We start from the raw sequence: 15753 nt of genomic DNA on the forward strand, positions 1-15753 counted from the left end.
CCGGGGCGCGCTCGTGGGCCACACTGTGCGCCATGGCGGGCAAGATTCCTGAGGAGACGAGCAGCTTCGTGGGACGCCGGGAGGAGCTGCTCCGCGTCGAGCGGGCCCTTTCCGCTCACCGGCTGGTGACGTTGACCGGAACCGGCGGCGTCGGCAAGACCCGGGTCGCCCTGCGGGCCACCGCGCGCGGCGGCCCCGGGTACCGCGACGGCGTCATCTGGGCCGAGCTGTGGCCCCTCATGGGCAGCGACCTCCTGACCGCCACGGTCGGCCAGGCCGCCGGTCTCGCCGACCACACCCCACGGGTGGCCGCCGACGTGCTGTGCTCCTGGCTGGCCGAGCGCGAGGCACTCCTGGTCCTCGACTCGTGCGAGCACCTCGCGGCGGACTGCCGTCGGCTGCTCGGTGAACTCCTGCGGTCCGCACCGGGGTTGACGGTCCTGGCCACCAGCAGACAGCCCCTGGAGGTGGAGGGGGAGCACGTCCTCGCCATCGGTCCGCTTCCGGTCGACGGTACGGGCGGGGCGGGGGCGCCCGGTGACGCGGTGCGGCTGCTCCTCTCCCGGGCCGCCGAAGCGGCACCCGATGTGGACGTGGACTCCCCGCGCGAACGGGCGGCCGCCGAGGCGATCTGCCGCCGCCTCGAAGGCATCCCGCTGGCCCTTGAGCTGGCGAGCGGGCAGCTGCGGCACCGGCGCCTGACGGATCTCGTCGAGGCGCTCGGCTCGCCGCTCACGATGCTGAGTGGCGAGCCGAGCGCCCGGCCGCCCTGGCACGCGAGCCTGCGCACCACCATCGGCTGGAGCCATGAACTGTGCACTCCGGCCGAACGGCTGCTGTGGGCGCGGCTCTCCGTGCTGCGCGGCCCCTTCGAGACGCGCTCGGCCCAACTGGTGTGTTCCGGGGGCCCGTTGAGCGAGGCCGGGGTGGCCGAGGCGCTGTCGGGTCTGGTGGCCAAGTGTGTCGTCCAGCGGGACGGCGATCGCCACCGCATGCTCGACTCCCTCAACGAGTACGGTCGCATGTGGCTCGCGGAGCTCGGTGAGCGGGAGCGGCTGGCGGACCGGCACGCCGCGTACTTCCACGAGGTCGTGCGCCGGGCCGACGAGCGCTGGCTGGGGCCGGAGCAGGCCGGCGAGTACCAGCGGATCGCTCAGGCGCACCCCGATCTCTGCGCCGCCCTCGACCATCTGCTCACCGGCCCCGGCCGCGACGCCCTCGACCTGGCCGGGCGGGTCGCCTTCTTCTGGAGCTGCTGCGGCCATCTGCACGAGGCCCGGCACTATTTGGAGCGCGCGCTGGTCGAACACCGTGAGCCGGGGCCGGTGTTGACCCGGGCGCTGTGGGCGCTGGGCATCGTACGTCTGCTGCAGGGTGAGCCGGAGCCGGCCGCGCAGCTGGCCGCGCACTGCGCACGGGCGGCGGAGGAGGACGAGGACCCCGAGGCGGGGCTGGGCGCCGCCTACCTGCTGAGCCTCACCTACCTGATGACCGGCCGGCCCCTGGTCGCCCAGAGCCTGGCAGAGAGCGCTCTCTCCTCGGCCGCCGATGACGACTTCGCCTCCCCCTCGCGCCTGCGGTGCCGCCTGATCACGGTGTTCACCCGGACCGCCCTCGGTGTCTACGACGAGGCGGAGGTACTCGCACGGCGGCTGCTCGGCGCCTGCGAGCGGCGCGACGAGGTCTGGACGCGCTCCTATGTGGAGTACCAGCTGTCCTTGATCGCCCTGTTCCAGGACCGGCCCGCCGAGGCGGCGGAGCACGCGCGGGCGATGCTGCGGGGCAAGCGGCGCCTCGGCGACCGGTTCGGCATCGCCCTGGGCGTCGATCTGCTGGCGGCGGCCGCCGCCGAGCAGGGCGAGGGCGAGCAGGCCGCCCGGCTCTCCGGCACCGGGCAGACGTACTGGCGCAGCGTCGGGCACCCGCAACGCGGTACTCCGGAACTGGCCGCGGTGCGCGAACGGACCGATCTGCGGGCCCGTACCGCGATCGGCGACCACGCCTACCGGGTGGCACGGCAACGCGGGGCCTCCGACACCCGCACGACCCTCGCCCTGGCCCTCGGCCCGGTGGATCCGCCCGCACCGCCCGAGTGAGCCGGGTCGCGGGGCGCGGGTCGCGGAGCCCGCCCGGCCGGTGGGCCCGCGCTCAGTCGAGGGCCGCGACGGCCTCCACCTCGACCAGGTGGGCGGGGGAGGCGAGGGCGGCGACGCCCAGGAGCGTGCCCGGCGGGACGATCGTGGTGCCCAGCCGGGCTGCCGCGCGGGCGATCCCGTCGAGGAGCAGGGGCATCTTCTCGGGAGCCCAGTCGACGACGTAGAGGGTCAGCTTCGCCACGTTGTCGAAGCTCGCGCCGACGCCGGCCAGGGCGGTGGCGATGTTGAGGTAGCAGCGCTCGGTCTGCGCGGCGAGGTCCCCCTCGCCGAGCGTGACCCCGTCGGCGTCGACGGACACCTGTCCGGCGAGGAAGACGAGCTTCGAGCCGCTCGCGACCGCCACCTGACGGTAGACGTCGACCTCGGGCAGTCCTTCGGGGTTCACCAGGGTGATGCTCATGTCGCCTGCTTCCTCGTGCGGGGTCAGGAGGGTCCGCAGCAACGGGGCCCAACTCGCCCTCGGTCTCTTGTAGTTACTCGGGAACCGTAGGAGAGTGGCCGCTGACATGGAAGAACGCACTTTTCAGTGACTGGGGAACCCGATGGTGACCAAGCAGTTCAGCGGCACGGCCGAGGACGCGGACCTGAGCCGCGCGGACTCGCTGGCCCGGGAGATCTTCACCGACATAGCCAACAAGTGGGCGTTCCTGATCATCGAGGCCCTCGGCGCGGGCACCCTGCGCTTCGGCGCGCTGCGGAACGAGATCGAGGGCATCAGCCACAAGATGCTCACCCAGAACCTGCGCATGCTGGAGCGCAACGGCCTGGTCGAGCGCAGGGTGCACCCCACCGTGCCGCCCCGGGTCGAGTACACCCTCACCGAGCCGGGCCGGGCGCTGCGCGCGGCGGTCTCCGGCATGTGCGGCTGGACCCAGCGCCATCTCGACCACATCGAGGCGGCCCGCAACCGCTTCGACGCCGTCTGACGGGAAACTGCCTCCCGAGCGGAGCAAACCTTGGGCGCACCGGCTCCGAATGACTCCTGTAGCGACCTATGTCCAGGAGGATCACCGCGTGAAAGAAGTGGTGCACATCAGCGGAGCCCGCTCCGCCGGGCCCGACCTGCCCGAGCTGCTCGATCGCGTGGCCCGGGGTGACCAGGATGCGTTCAGCTCGCTGTACGACGCGGTGGGCGGACCCGTCCTCGGCCTCGTGCGCACGGTGGTGCGCGACCCGGCCCAGTCGGAGGAGGTCGCCCAGGAGGTGCTCGTCGACGTCTGGCGCACGGCCGCGCGCTACCGGCGCGACCGGGGCAGCGTCATGAACTGGGTGCTGACCCTGGCCCACCGCAGGGCGGTGGACCGGGTGCGCTCCGCCCAGGCGGCCACCGAACGCGAGCACAAGGCCGCGCTCCTGGAGCAGACTCCGGCGTTCGACGACGTGACCGAGCAGGTGGAGAGCCGTCTGGAGCGGGAACAGGTGCGGCGTTGTCTGCGCACGCTCACCGAGCTCCAGCGACAGTCCGTGACGCTCGCCTACTACCGCGGCATGACCTACCGAGAGGTGGCCGAGCTGCTCGCCGTGCCGCTGGGCACGGTGAAGACCCGACTGCGCGACGGACTGATCCGGCTGCGCGACTGCCTGGGGGTGGCGGGATGAGCATTGCCGATCTGCACACACTGACCGGCGCGTACGCGCTGCACGCACTGTCGGAGGAGGAACGGACGGAGTTCGAGCGGCATCTCGCCGACTGCGAGCCCTGCGCCCAGGAGGTGCGGGAACTCACCGCCACCGCGAGCCGTCTCGGGCTCGCCGTCACGGTCACCCCGCCCGTCGAACTCAAGACCGCGGTACTGCGGCAGATCGCCCTGGTCCGCCAGGACCCCCCGCATCCGCCCGCGCAGGCCGGGTCCGCCGGCGGCAGGCTGCGCCGGGCGCGCTGGTCGCGCTTCGCGCTGGCCGCCTGCCTCGCGGCGGCGGCCGGGCTCGGCGGGGTCGCGGTCTGGCAGCACCAGCGGGCCGACGACGCCCAGCAGCAGGCGGACACGGCCCAGCGTCAGTCCCAGCAGCTCGCCGAGGTCCTCGCGGCACCCGACGCGAAGGCCGCGACCGGCACCCTCAAGGACGGCGCGACCGGAACGCTCGTGGTGGCCCACAGCAAGAACCAGGCCGTCTTCGTGGCCTCCGGTCTGCCGCGCCCGCCGGCCGGCAAGGTCTACCAGCTGTGGTTCGACGACGCGGGCACCATGCGTCCGGCGGGGCTGATGAACCCCGCGCACAGCACCGAAGCGGTCCTGCTGTCCGGCCCGGTCGACCAGGCCTCCGGCATGGGCATCACCGTCGAACCCGCCGGCGGCTCACCCGCCCCGACGTCGGCTCCGCTGGCCGTGATGAGCTTCGCCAAGGCCTGATGGTTCGTCAACTGGCATGGTCGGCGGCGTAGTTCAGGGGTCACTGTGTTGGGCCGGGATGCCCCCTGCCCGCCCGGTCGCGCCAGACCGGCGTGCGACGCCGGAACAGGCGTCGGCGCAACCAGGCTCCGGGCGACCCCCGGCGGGCCGCTCGTCGGCGGGCTCGTTCACCGGCGTGAAGCGGCCGTCGGTGCGGCTCGGCCCGACACGCCGCGTCGGCGCTTGCGGTGCGCGTAGCGCGCCAGCAGTGGAAAGTTGGGGTACGTATGCCGCGTACCGGACATTCGGCCGGTGCTCGGCAGTATGCGTACATCGCCCGACACATGCTCCACAACGCCACAGCCACCGACGACGACGCACAGGTGCCCATGAAATCAAGCAGGCCGGGGCCCACACCCCCGGGTCATCGAGGCCGCGGGTTCGGCTCGGGGAGCCCGCAGACCGAGCGCATGGTGCGGACGCTGCTGCGCCGTCGCAAGAAGAGCCTGAGCGCGGACGACGTCAAGGTGGCCGACAAGCCGGCCGTGCGCAGGGCCGTGTCGGCGGCCGCGCTCGGCAACACCATGGAGTGGTTCGACTTCGGTGTCTACGCCTATGTCGCCGCCACCCTCGGCAAGGTCTTCTTCCCGTCGAGTTCGCCGGGCGCCCAGGTCATCTCGACGTTCGCGACGTTCGCCGCGGCCTTCGTCGTCCGGCCGATCGGCGGCCTCGTGTTCGGGCCGCTCGGCGACCGTGTGGGACGCCAGAAGGTCCTCGCCGTCACCATGATCATGATGGCGATCAGCACCTTCGCGGTGGGATTCCTGCCGGGATACAAGTCGATCGGGCTCGCCGCACCCATCCTGCTGCTCGTCTGCCGACTCGTACAGGGCTTCTCCACCGGTGGTGAGTACGCCGGGGCCACCACGTACATCGCCGAGTACTCGCCCGACCGGATGCGGGGCTTCCTCGGCAGCTGGCTCGACTTCGGCACGTTCGTCGGGTACTCGCTCGGCTCCGGCCTGGTCACCGTGCTGACCGGTGTCCTGTCGGAGGACCAGATGCTCGACTGGGGCTGGCGGATCCCGTTCTACATCGCCGGGCCCCTCGGCCTCATCGGCCTCTACATGCGGCTCAAGCTAGACGAGACGCCCGCGTTCCAGGAGGCCGAGGAACGCGGACGGCAGGCGGCGGCGCGGGGCGGCGCGACGCCCGAGGAGGAGGAGCGTCTGGAGCAGGCGCGCATGTCGGGGCGGGGCCGTCTCAAGGAGGTCTTCACCCACCACTGGCAGGCCATGCTCGTGTGCATCGGGCTCGTGCTGCTCTACAACGTCACCAACTACATGGTGACGTCCTACCTGCCGACCTACATGAGCACCACCCTCGGCCAGTCCGAGCTCACCTCGCAGCTCCTGGTGCTCGGCACGATGGTGCTCGTCGTCCTCACCATCACCGCGGTCGGCCGTTCCTCGGACCGCTACGGCAGACGGCCGCTGTTCCTGTGGGGCGGCATCGCGATGGTCGTTCTCGCGGTGCCCGTCTTCCAGCTCATCCGGCAGGGCGGCATCGTCCTGCCCGCCATCGGCTGCGTCGTCCTCGGCCTGCTCCTGGTCTGCTTCGCGGGGACGAGCGCCGCCACGCTGCCCGCCCTGTTCCCGACCCACCTGCGCTACGGCGGCCTGTCCCTCGCGTTCAACCTCTCCGTGTCCCTGTTCGGCGGCACGACCCCGCTGGTGGCCTCCGCACTGGTCAACGCCACGGGCAATGAACTCGTGCCCGCCTACTACCTGATGGTGGCCGGTGTGATCGGGGTGATCTCGGCACTGTTCCTGCGGGAGACCGCAGGCAAGCCGCTGCGCGGCTCGTCGGCCATGGTCGAGTCCGAGGAGGAGGCCCGCGAGCTGGTCGCCCAGAGCCGCACCCACGCGGGCCGCCGGGCCCGTGACGTCTGGCTGCAGCTGCGCCAGGGCCATCTGCCCCACCTGCCGCACCGCTCCGAGCGAAAGGGCAAGGCGGACGACCGGAAGGGCCGGCCCGACTGATCCGCCTCCGCCCCGGCCCCGGCGAAGTCCAGGCGGCCTACGCCCGCCGGCGCCGGGGGAGTTGCCCACGGGCCGGTCCCTCCACGCCCGCACCGGAGGGGCCGCCAGCACCTGGTGTGCCAGACCCGCCGGGGTGCCGTACGGCAGCTCGGGACTCCGTATCGGCGCGCCCGCCATCCCGGGCCGGAGCGGGGCCGCCCGCGGAGTTACCGTCGGTGCCATGGACGGTGATCTTCGAGGATGGCGTCAATGTCTGCTCGGCGGGGCGGTGTTCGCCGTGTGCATGGCCGGCACCACGCTTCCCACCCCCCTCTACGGGCTCTACCAGGACAAGTTCGGCTTCTCCGAGCTGACGGTCACGATCGTGTACGCCGTGTACGCCTTCGGGGTCATCGGCGTGCTCCTGCTCGCGGGCAACGTGTCGGACACCGTGGGCAGACGGCCGGTGCTGCTGTGCGGCCTGGGATTCGCGGCCGCGAGCGCGGCCTGCTTCCTCTGGGCGAACGGCCTCGGCTGGCTGTACGCGGGGCGGCTGTTCTCGGGGCTTTCGGCGGGACTGTTCACCGGGGCCGCCACCGCGTACGTGATGGACCTGGCGCCGCGTGACGGCGCCGCGCGCGCCACGTTCGTGGCGACGGCCGCCAATATGGGCGGCCTCGGCTGCGGCCCGCTGCTCGCCGGACTGCTCGCGCAGTACGCGGGCCACCCGCTGAGCCTGCCGTTCATCGTGCACCTGGCCCTGGTGGCCGCTTCGGTCGCGGTACTGCTGTGGCTGCCGGAGACCGTACGCGAGCGACAGTCCCTGAGCAGCGCGCGGCCGCAGCGGCCGGGGCTGCCCGCGCGGGTGCGTCCGGTGTTCGTGCCCGCGGCCATCGCGTCGTTCGTGGGGTTCGCGCTGTTCGGGGTGTTCACATCGGTGAGCCCCGCCTTCCTGGCCGAGTCCCTGAACGTCCACAACCACGCCGCGAGCGGACTTGTCGTCGCGCTCGCCTTCTTCGCCTCGACCGGCGGGCAGTTGGCCGTCGGCCGGTTGGGGCTGCGACGGTCCCTGCCCGCGGGCTGCGTCGCGCTCCTGGCCGGGCTCGCCCTCCTGGCCGGCGCGCTCCGCTGGGACCTGCTGTGGCTGATCGTGCTGAGCGCGCTCGTCGGCGGCTTCGGGCAGGGCCTGACGTTCCGTGCCGCGCTGTCCGCGGTGGCCCAGGCATCCCCCGAGCACCATCGCGCGGCGGTGATCTCCACCCTGTTCGTAGTGGCGTACACGGGCATCTCGGTGCCGGTGATCGGGGTGGGTGTCCTGGTGGGTCCGCTCGGCCTGGAGGGGGCGGGGCTGGTGTTCATCGGCTGCATGGCGGTGCTGGCCTGCTTCGCGGCCGCCTACCTGCTGCGACGGCCGGTACGCGAAAAGGCGTGAGGCCCTCGGCCGGGCGGGAGGTTCCCGCCCGGCCGAGGGCCCCGCTCCCGGTTCGGGAGCGCACACGGATCGCCGAGGGCCCGACGGTCCGCCGTGCGATTCCGGTGACTACAGCGCGGGCACCGGCAGCGCCAGGTCGACCGTGACCGGGCCCTCGCCCCCGTGGTGGGTGGCCGAGGACGCCAGCGGGGCGTGGCCCGCGGCCGTCGCGGCCAGCACATAGGCGCCGCCCTGCGGCACCGGCACCGCGTAGCGGCCGCTCTCGTCGGTGTGCGCGGAGCCCGCCTGGCGGCCGTGGCGGTCGATCAGCGTGACCTTGGCGTGCGCGACGGGCGCGCCGGACGCGCCGACGACCTGGCCGTGGAAGGCCGCGAGCGCCTCGGTGACCCGCTCGAGCACCGCGTCCTCCTCGCTGCTGGCCCGCAGCTGCGGCTTGGCGGCGGGACGGCCCTTGGGCAGGAAGACGGCGAGCGCGAGGCCGCCGGCCACCGCTGCCGTGGCGATCAGGAACGAGACGCGGAAGCCGTGCATGGTCGGCACCGCGACCGGACCGAACTTCTGCGAGGTGTTGGCGAGCACCATGCCGATGACGGCGCTCGACACCGACGTACCGATCGAGCGCATCAGGGTGTTGAGGCCGTTCGCCGCGCCCGTCTCGGACGGGTCGACCGCACCGATGATCAGCGCCGGGAGCGAGGAGTAGGCGAGGCCGATGCCCGCGCCGACGACGACCGAGATGATGATGGTCTGCCAGGCCGCGCTCATCAGGCCGAGCCCGGCCCCGTAGCCGATCGCGATGATCAGCATGCCGAGGATGAGGGTGGTCTTCGGGCCGTACTTGGCCGAGAGGCGGGCGTAGACCGGGGCCGTCAGCATCATCGTCAGGCCGAGCGGCGCCACGCACAGACCGGCTACGACCATCGACTGACCGAGACCGTAACCGGTGGCGGAGGGCAGCTGGAGCAGCTGGGGGAGTACGAGGGAGATGGCGTAGAAGGCCACGCCCACCATCGTGGAGGCGAGGTTGGTGAGCAGTACCTCGCGCCGGGCGGTGGTGCGCAGGTTCACCAGTGGCGCCTTGACGCGCAGTTCCATCACGCCCCACAGGACGAGGACCAGGACGGCCGCGCCGAGCAGGCCGAGCGTGGTGGTCGAGCCCCAGCCCCAGTCGCTGCCCTTGGTGATCGGAAGCAGCAGCAGGACCAGGCCCGTGGAGAGGCCGAGCGCACCGAGCACGTCGAAGGTGCCCTCCGCCTTGACCCTGCTCTCCGGCACGAAGAGGAGGGTGAGCACGATGGCCACCACGCCCAGGCCCGCCGAGCTGAAGAACAGGGCGTGCCAGTCGGCGTGCTGGGCGATCAGGGCGGCGGCCGGCAGGGCGAGTCCGCCGCCCACGCCTATGGAGGAGCTCATCAGGGCCATCGCCGAGCCGAGCTTCTCGCGGGGCAGCTCGTCACGCATCAGGCCGATGCCGAGCGGGATGGCGCCCATCGCGAAGCCCTGGAGGGCGCGGCCGACGATCATCACGACGAGATCGCTGGTGAAGCCGGCGATCAACGAGCCGATCACCATGATGGCGAGGCTGAACAGGAGCATGCGGCGCTTGCCGTTGAGATCGCCGAGCCGCCCCATGATCGGGGTCGCCACGGCGCCGGCGAGCAGCGTCGAGGTCATGACCCAGGTGGCGTTGGAGGGCGAGGTGCTGAGCAGCTCCGGCAGGTCCTTGATGACCGGCACGAGCAGGGTCTGCATCACCGCGACCGTGATACCGGCGAAGGCGAGTACGGGGACGACACCGCGTATGCCGCGTGGTGCGGCCTGCTGGTCGGTCGTCGGCTGGGGCATTACGGAGCCTCCGGAGGCAGGGAGAGGTCGGCGGCGGCCCCTGGGCGGGGTACGTGTGGCTTGAACCCGTTTCCCCAGGCGACTATTCCGGCGGGCCCTTATGAATTCCGTATCTCCGCGAAACTTGACCTGGATGGGAAGCGCTTGACCTTGCCATTGCCTTGCGTCCCACGCCCGGAAGCCGTAGGCATCCCTATCGCTCCGGCATGCAGCGCCGGTGGAGCGGTACGGGAGTGCAGGGTCCGGCTGCGGCAGAATCCGGGCCATGAAGGTCACCGAGCGTGCACTCAACCGGGCCACCCTGAGCCGTCAACTTCTCCTGCGGCGGGCGGAGTTGACTCCTCTGGACGGATTGAGGCAGGTGGTCGCCCTGCAGGCGCAGCACCCGGCGTCCCCCTACATCGCGCTCTGGAACCGGCTCTCGGGTTTCGACCCGGCCGAGCTGGACGAGGCCTTCGCGCGGCGGACGGTGGTCAAGGCGACCCTGATGCGGATCACGCTGCACGCCGTACTCGCCGAGGACTATCCGGTCTTCCGCGCGGCGATGCAGCCGACGCTGTACGCGTCCCGCCTCGGTTACCGCTTCGCCGCGGCGGGGCTGACGCCGGCGGACGCGGAGGAGCTGGTGCCGGAGCTGCTGGCCTTCGCCGAGCGGCCGCGGACCATGGCCGAGATGCGGGCGTGGGTCGAGGAGCGGCTCGGAGCCGAGCGCGGTGACGGCGGCTGGTGGGGGCTGAGGGCGTACGCGCCCCTGCACCACGCCCCGGCGAAGGACCCCTGGTCGTTCGGTTACCGGCCCTCCTTCGTGGCGGCCGCGCCCCGGCCCGCGTTCACCGGCCGAGAGCCGGACCTGCAGGCGCTACGGGCCCTGATCCTGCGCTACTTGGCCGGTTTCGGGCCCGCTTCGGTGGCGGATGCCGCCCAGTTCGTGATGATGCGGCGCGCAACCGTCCGCGAGGCCCTGCGCGGTCTGGAGGGTGCCGTGGAGCAAGTCCAGGGCCCGGACGGCCTCGTCCTGTTCGACCTGCCCGACGCTCCCCGTCCGCCCGCGGACACCCCGGCCCCGCCCCGGCTCATGGCGATGTGGGACAGCGTCCTGCTGGCCTACGCCGACCGGGACCGGGTGATCCCGGCCGCGTACCGGCCCCTGGTGATCCGGAACAACGGCGATGTCCTTCCCACCCTGCTGGTGGACGGGTACGTCGCCGGGGTGTGGCGGCCGACGGCGCGGGGCGTCGAGGCGACGGCCTTCCACCCCCTGACGCGGGCCGTCTGGGACGGGCTCGCCGAGGAGGCCGAGTCGCTGGGCGCACTTCTCGCCGGTCGCGAGGCGACGCCGTACAGCCGCCATCACCACTGGTGGGCCAGGCTTCCCGAGGCCGAGATGCGGCTGCTGCCCGCGACGCGGTGACGGCCGCCGACCGAAGTAGGACGGGTACTGGCCGCCTCGGCTCCTAGCCTGGGGCCGAGGCATCGAGAGCCGTCGAATGGGAGGAAGCCATGCAGATCGCAGTCACCACGCCGACCGGCAACGTCGGTCGCCATGTCGTCGCCACGATGGTCCGGACCGGCGTCCGGCCGCGTGTCCTGCTCCGTGACCCCGCCCGACTGGACCCGGCGGTCCGGGACGAGGTGGACGCGGTGCGGGTCGACCAGTACGACGCGGACACGGTGGCCGCCGCCACCCGCGATGTGGACGCCCTGTTCTGGGTCGACCCGAGCACCGCGAGCCCGGACCCCCTCGCCGACTACGCCCGCGCGACCTCCGCCGTGGTCCGGGCCGTCACCGAGAACGGGATCGGCCGGGTCGTCTTCCAGAGCAGTGTGGGAGCCGAGAAGCGCGGCGGCGCGGGGGAGATCGACGGGCTGGCCCTCACCGAAACCGCCCTCGACGACACCGGCGTCGATGTCACCCACCTTCGCTGCGGCTACTTCTTCACCAACCTGGAGCTGCAACTCGACGCCGTACGGGCCGGACACCTCCAGGTGGTCCTGCCCCTCGACCAGCCCATGGCCTGGGTGGCACCCCGCGACATCGCGGAGGTGGCCGTCACGCGCCTCCTGTCGGCCGAGTGGTCCGGGCGCTGTGTGCAGGCGGTACACGGACCCGCCGACCTCACCTGGAGCGAGGTCGCGGAGATCCTCACCTCGGCCACCGGGCGGCGGATCGGCGTCGAGCGCGTCTCCGACGACGCCATGCGCACCCAGCTCGGCCGGGCCGGGATGCCCGACAAAATGGTCGAGGCCGTCCTCGGCATGTCCACCGGACTGCGCGGAGACTTCGTCCCCGAACAGCCCCGCACGATCCACAGCACGACCCCGACCACCCTCGCGGCCTGGGCATATGACCACCTGCGGCGGCGTATCGAGGACGCGTCGTAAGTACGGGCGGCCCCACCCCGCGTTGACGGGCGCCCAGGTCCCCCAAGACCAGCGAAAACCACCCACATCACTCGGATAACATGATCGGCGCTGATGACACCGTCCTCAGCGCCTCTACATCACGATGAAGAACGTAGCCAGTACGAAGAGTGACCTGTTAACCAACATCTAACAAATCGGCCAAACAATTGACAACGATATCATCGCGGGTGTTTTCCCGAATAAATTACAGAATTCCGTCCAATTGGCGTCAACCGAGGGCGATGATCTGGGCTGCGGTGGTCGTGGTGGCCCTCGGGTTCCTCATCGTGCTGGAGATCGCGGCGCGTCATTACGGCCAGCCGGGGCCGATAACAAACCAGGCGAAAGAGGTCATATTCGCCCCCAAATCCGGGCCGCTGCTGTACGCCAGCATGGCCTTGATGATGGTGGTGCTCACCTGGCGGGAACGGGCCGTCGCCGTGGCGGCCGCTGTCGGCATCGACATCGCCTTTTTCCTGGTGCGCTGGGCCTTCGACGCCAAGATGATGTTCGGCAACGGCGCATTGTGGGTGATTCTGGCCTGTGTGGTCATCGCGCTCACGCGCCGCACCGGTCAGGAACGTGTCCTGCTCCTGAAGGGCGTCGGACTCGGACTGCTCCTCGTGGCCGGCCGTAAGACGGGCGACACCTGGCTGCTCATCACGTCGAAGACCCGCCCGACGGTGCTCGACCAGTATGTGGCGACCGCCGATCACGCCCTGGGCAACCCTTCCTGGCTGATAGGCAGGTTCGTCAGATCGACCGGGCCGATCGGCGCCCACATCCTCGATTACGTATACATCCAGCTCGCGGTGGCCGCGGTTGTCGTCGCCCTTTATCAGCTGCGCAACGTATCGACCGAGCGCCGCTTCCCGGCGCATCATCTGGTGCGAACCTTCCTGGTCATCGGCCTGCTCGGACCGGCCTTCTACATGATCTACCCGGTGGTCGGGCCCATCTTCGCCTACGGGGCGGACGGCGGGCACTGGGCGGTGGCCAATGTATGGCCCAATTCGGCTTCCATCAGCGTGCCGCACCATATGCCGTTCAATGAGACAACCCCCCGCAATTGCATGCCGAGCCTGCACACGGCGTGGGCAACCACGATCTTCATCCATTCCCGCAAGGGTCCGAAGGCCCTGCGGATCGCGGGCGCCTTCTGGCTGATCGCGACGCTCGGTGCCACGCTGGGATTCGGCTACCACTACGGCACGGACATCATCGCCGGAGTCGTCTTCGCGCTCACGATCGAGGCGGCCCTTCGCTCGCTCGCCCGTGGCTGGGACCGATCGGGAACGCGGCTGGTCGCGTACGGCGCGGTTGTCTTCACCGCCCTGTTGCTCTCCTATCGCTATCTGTCGATGACGATGGCCGAACACCCGTGGATCTTCGGTCCCCTTCTCATGCTGGCCACGCTCTCGGTGATCCACTACTTCATGCGGACCACGAAGCTGTGGGAGCCGCAGGCCGCCCCCGTACGGCAGTTGGAACGGCAGCCCGGACCGCAGCCGGAGCTTGTCTGAGTGCGGATCCGCTGTGTGATCGCGCTTCCCGCCCCACCTCGGCCGTGCCGCGTCCCCTTCCTTGTGGGGATGCGGCACGGCCGTCGTGCGGCTGGACCCGGCGCCTTCGCCGGGCCCGCACGGGGGTCACACGCCGGCGTCGGCCACCAGCACTATCTTGCCGCGTACGTGCCCGCCCTCGCCGGCGCGCTGAGCCTCGGCGACCTCGGCGAGCGGGAAGGTCCGCGCCACGGGCAGGGAGAAGCGCCCGGCCTCGATCAGCTCGCCGATCTCGCCGAGCACATGGAGAGCGCGGCCGGAGTCGCCCCTGCTGAAGGTGACGCCGTACTTCTGCGCCCCGGCGAAGTCGGAGATGGTCACGACGTGGTCCGGCCGCCCCGAGAGCTCGATGAGCTCGGGCAGGACGCCGCTCCCGGCCACGTCGAGGGCGAGGTCCACGCCGTCCGGCGACAGCGCCCGAACCCGTTCGACGAGGCCCTCGCCGTAGGCCACCGGCTCGGCGCCCAGCGAGCGCAGGTACTCGTGGTTCGCCGCACTGGCAATGCCGATCACGCGTGCGCCCCGCGCGACGGCGAACTGAACCGCGGCGCTGCCGATGGCGCCGGAAGCGCCGTTGACGAGCAGGGTGGCGCCACTCGCGACGCCGAGCTGGTCGAGCGCACGGGTGGCCGTCTCGATCGCGGCGGGCAGCGCGGCGGCGCCGGCGAAGTCGAGCGACCGGGGGATCGGCGCGTAGCAGGACAGCACCGCCAGCTCGGCCTGGGCCGCCCCCTCGCCGGAGAACCCGAACACGCGGTCACCCACGGCCACGTCCGCGACGCCTTCGCCCAGTGCGTCGACGACACCGGCCGCCTCGTACCCCAGGGTCTGCGGAAGCCCCTCGTCCAGCAGCCCCTGGCGCTTCTTCCAGTCGCTCGCGTTGACCCCGGCGGCGCGCACCCGGATCCTCACCTCGCCGGGGCCCGGCTGCGGGTCGGGAAGATCCACGAGTTCGAGCACCTCGGGGCCGCCGAACCGACTGAAACGTACTGCCTTCACCATGCGCTCCGATCAGAGTTACCGGGTTTCCACCAGGTCAGCGAGTATCGCCGAAGCACGTGCCGGCGGTACCGCAAGCCCGGCAGCAGCCGCTGTGCCGCCTCTCGCTGGCCGTAGCTCATCTCCGGGGCCGCGACCGGCATGCCCTCCGGGCTCCGCGCGTGCCGCACCAGCTTCGTGACGCGTACCAGCGGGGCCGTAGCGATCATGGTCGCCCATTCCGTCGCGCTCGCCTCGCGGGCCAGGCCGACCACCATCAACGTGCCGCCGGGGCGCAGCAGTTCACGCATGCGCAGGAGTGCGGGCTCGAAGTCCATGTGGTGGATCGTGGTGACCGAGCAGATGAAGTCGTAGCCCGTAGAGGGGAGTTCGGCGCTGAGGAAGTCCGCCTCGACGAACGTGAGATCGCGGTGGCCGGTGGCCAGTCGGCGGGCGCGGGCGATCATCTCGGGCGACTTGTCGATTCCGGTGACGGCGGCCGCCCGCTCGGCGAGCTTGCGGGCGAGCAGCCCGTCCCCGCAGCCCACGTCCAACGCGCTGGCGCACCCTTCGGGGACCGCCCGGAGGATGCCGGGGTGCCGGGCGACGTTCGTGTTCCAGTACGGCTCCGGGGCGTGGCGCATCGGCTCAGCGTAGGAGGTGGTCCCCGGGGAGGGTGCTCCCCGGGTGTGGCGCACCCAGGCGGGACTCGTCCTGGTGGGCCGCCCCGCACCTGACGAGACTCGGTCGGGCAAGCAAACCCGTACCCGTCTTCAGGATCCAGGGGAGCCCCATGACAGGGAAAGCGCAGGAAGACCACGTGGACGTGGTCGGTATGTGGGTGACCGCGGACGGTCACATCCGCCAGGAACTGCGGGCCGACGGCCGGTACGACGAGGCCCGTGGCAACCGGCGCGGCGCCTACACGGGCAGCTACACGCTGACGGGCAGTCACATCGACTACGTCGACGACTCCGGGTTCACGGCGACGGGCGACATCCGCGACGGCGTGCTGTAACACGAGCA

General features: G+C 71.4%; 14 protein-coding genes. 10 read left to right on the plus strand and 4 right to left on the minus strand.

Features of this window, described 5'->3' with window-relative positions:
• Positions 1-32: 32 nt before the first annotated feature.
• Positions 33-2096: an ATP-binding protein gene (locus ACFYZA_RS14310; RefSeq protein WP_388490365.1), complete on the plus strand. Its 2064-nt coding sequence runs from the start codon at positions 33-35 to the stop codon at positions 2094-2096.
• A gap of 52 nt (positions 2097-2148) precedes the next feature.
• On the opposite strand, the gene ACFYZA_RS14315 is transcribed toward ACFYZA_RS14310, so the two are convergent.
• Positions 2149-2556, minus strand: a complete 408-nt coding sequence (locus tag ACFYZA_RS14315; RefSeq protein ID WP_382598883.1) for a RidA family protein — start codon at positions 2554-2556, stop codon at positions 2149-2151.
• 142 nt (positions 2557-2698) lie between these two features.
• Here ACFYZA_RS14315 and ACFYZA_RS14320 point away from each other — a divergent pair, with 142 nt between their 5' ends.
• The 5 genes from ACFYZA_RS14320 (at position 2699) to ACFYZA_RS14340 (ending at position 7939) form a co-directional block, all read left to right on the plus strand.
• On the plus strand, positions 2699-3082 hold the full coding sequence (locus tag ACFYZA_RS14320) for a winged helix-turn-helix transcriptional regulator (protein WP_388490368.1): 384 nt from the start codon (positions 2699-2701) through the stop codon (positions 3080-3082).
• A gap of 88 nt (positions 3083-3170) precedes the next feature.
• Positions 3171-3755 carry a sigma-70 family RNA polymerase sigma factor gene (locus ACFYZA_RS14325; protein ID WP_100576248.1) on the plus strand — a complete coding sequence of 195 codons (585 nt, stop codon included), beginning with the start codon at positions 3171-3173 and terminating at the stop codon, positions 3753-3755.
• A complete protein-coding gene (locus ACFYZA_RS14330; protein ID WP_382598878.1) occupies positions 3752-4507 on the plus strand; it encodes an anti-sigma factor domain-containing protein in 756 nt (251 codons plus the stop codon). The genes ACFYZA_RS14325 and ACFYZA_RS14330 overlap by 4 nt, the downstream gene beginning before the upstream one ends.
• A gap of 449 nt (positions 4508-4956) precedes the next feature.
• Positions 4957-6528, plus strand: a complete 1572-nt coding sequence (gene proP / locus ACFYZA_RS14335; protein WP_382598876.1) for a glycine betaine/L-proline transporter ProP — start codon at positions 4957-4959, stop codon at positions 6526-6528.
• A gap of 220 nt (positions 6529-6748) precedes the next feature.
• Complete coding sequence (locus tag ACFYZA_RS14340; protein ID WP_382598874.1) at positions 6749-7939, plus strand: MFS transporter; 1191 nt, start codon at positions 6749-6751, stop codon at positions 7937-7939.
• Positions 7940-8047: 108 nt separating this feature from the next.
• Here ACFYZA_RS14340 and ACFYZA_RS14345 read toward each other — a convergent pair whose 3' ends face one another.
• Positions 8048-9784 carry an MFS transporter gene (locus ACFYZA_RS14345; protein ID WP_382595134.1) on the minus strand — a complete coding sequence of 579 codons (1737 nt, stop codon included), beginning with the start codon at positions 9782-9784 and terminating at the stop codon, positions 8048-8050.
• 265 nt (positions 9785-10049) lie between these two features.
• Between ACFYZA_RS14345 and ACFYZA_RS14350 the strand changes: the two genes are divergently transcribed.
• From ACFYZA_RS14350 to ACFYZA_RS14360, 3 genes are all read left to right on the plus strand, one after another.
• The gene (locus ACFYZA_RS14350) at positions 10050-11195 is read left to right on the plus strand and encodes a winged helix DNA-binding domain-containing protein (RefSeq protein ID WP_388490374.1); all 1146 of its coding nucleotides are present in this window, start codon (positions 10050-10052) and stop codon (positions 11193-11195) included.
• Between the two features lie 89 nt (positions 11196-11284).
• Positions 11285-12166: an NAD(P)H-binding protein gene (locus ACFYZA_RS14355; RefSeq protein WP_388490376.1), complete on the plus strand. Its 882-nt coding sequence runs from the start codon at positions 11285-11287 to the stop codon at positions 12164-12166.
• A gap of 263 nt (positions 12167-12429) precedes the next feature.
• Positions 12430-13710, plus strand: a complete 1281-nt coding sequence (locus ACFYZA_RS14360) for a phosphatase PAP2 family protein (protein WP_382595143.1) — start codon at positions 12430-12432, stop codon at positions 13708-13710.
• Between the two features lie 126 nt (positions 13711-13836).
• On the opposite strand, the gene ACFYZA_RS14365 is transcribed toward ACFYZA_RS14360, so the two are convergent.
• Both ACFYZA_RS14365 and ACFYZA_RS14370 read right to left on the minus strand, forming a co-directional pair.
• Positions 13837-14748, minus strand: a complete 912-nt coding sequence (locus ACFYZA_RS14365; RefSeq protein ID WP_388491003.1) for an NADP-dependent oxidoreductase — start codon at positions 14746-14748, stop codon at positions 13837-13839.
• Positions 14745-15371 carry a class I SAM-dependent methyltransferase gene (locus tag ACFYZA_RS14370; RefSeq protein WP_388490379.1) on the minus strand — a complete coding sequence of 209 codons (627 nt, stop codon included), beginning with the start codon at positions 15369-15371 and terminating at the stop codon, positions 14745-14747. Before ACFYZA_RS14370 ends, ACFYZA_RS14365 begins: the two co-directional genes overlap by 4 nt.
• A 149-nt stretch (positions 15372-15520) precedes the next feature.
• Here ACFYZA_RS14370 and ACFYZA_RS14375 point away from each other — a divergent pair, with 149 nt between their 5' ends.
• Positions 15521-15745, plus strand: a complete 225-nt coding sequence (locus ACFYZA_RS14375) for an Atu4866 domain-containing protein (RefSeq protein ID WP_388490380.1) — start codon at positions 15521-15523, stop codon at positions 15743-15745.
• Positions 15746-15753: the final 8 nt, after the last annotated feature.

The sequence above is a fragment of the Streptomyces sp. NPDC001828 genome, assembly GCF_042892175.1.
GTDB lineage: Bacteria > Actinomycetota > Actinomycetes > Streptomycetales > Streptomycetaceae > Streptomyces.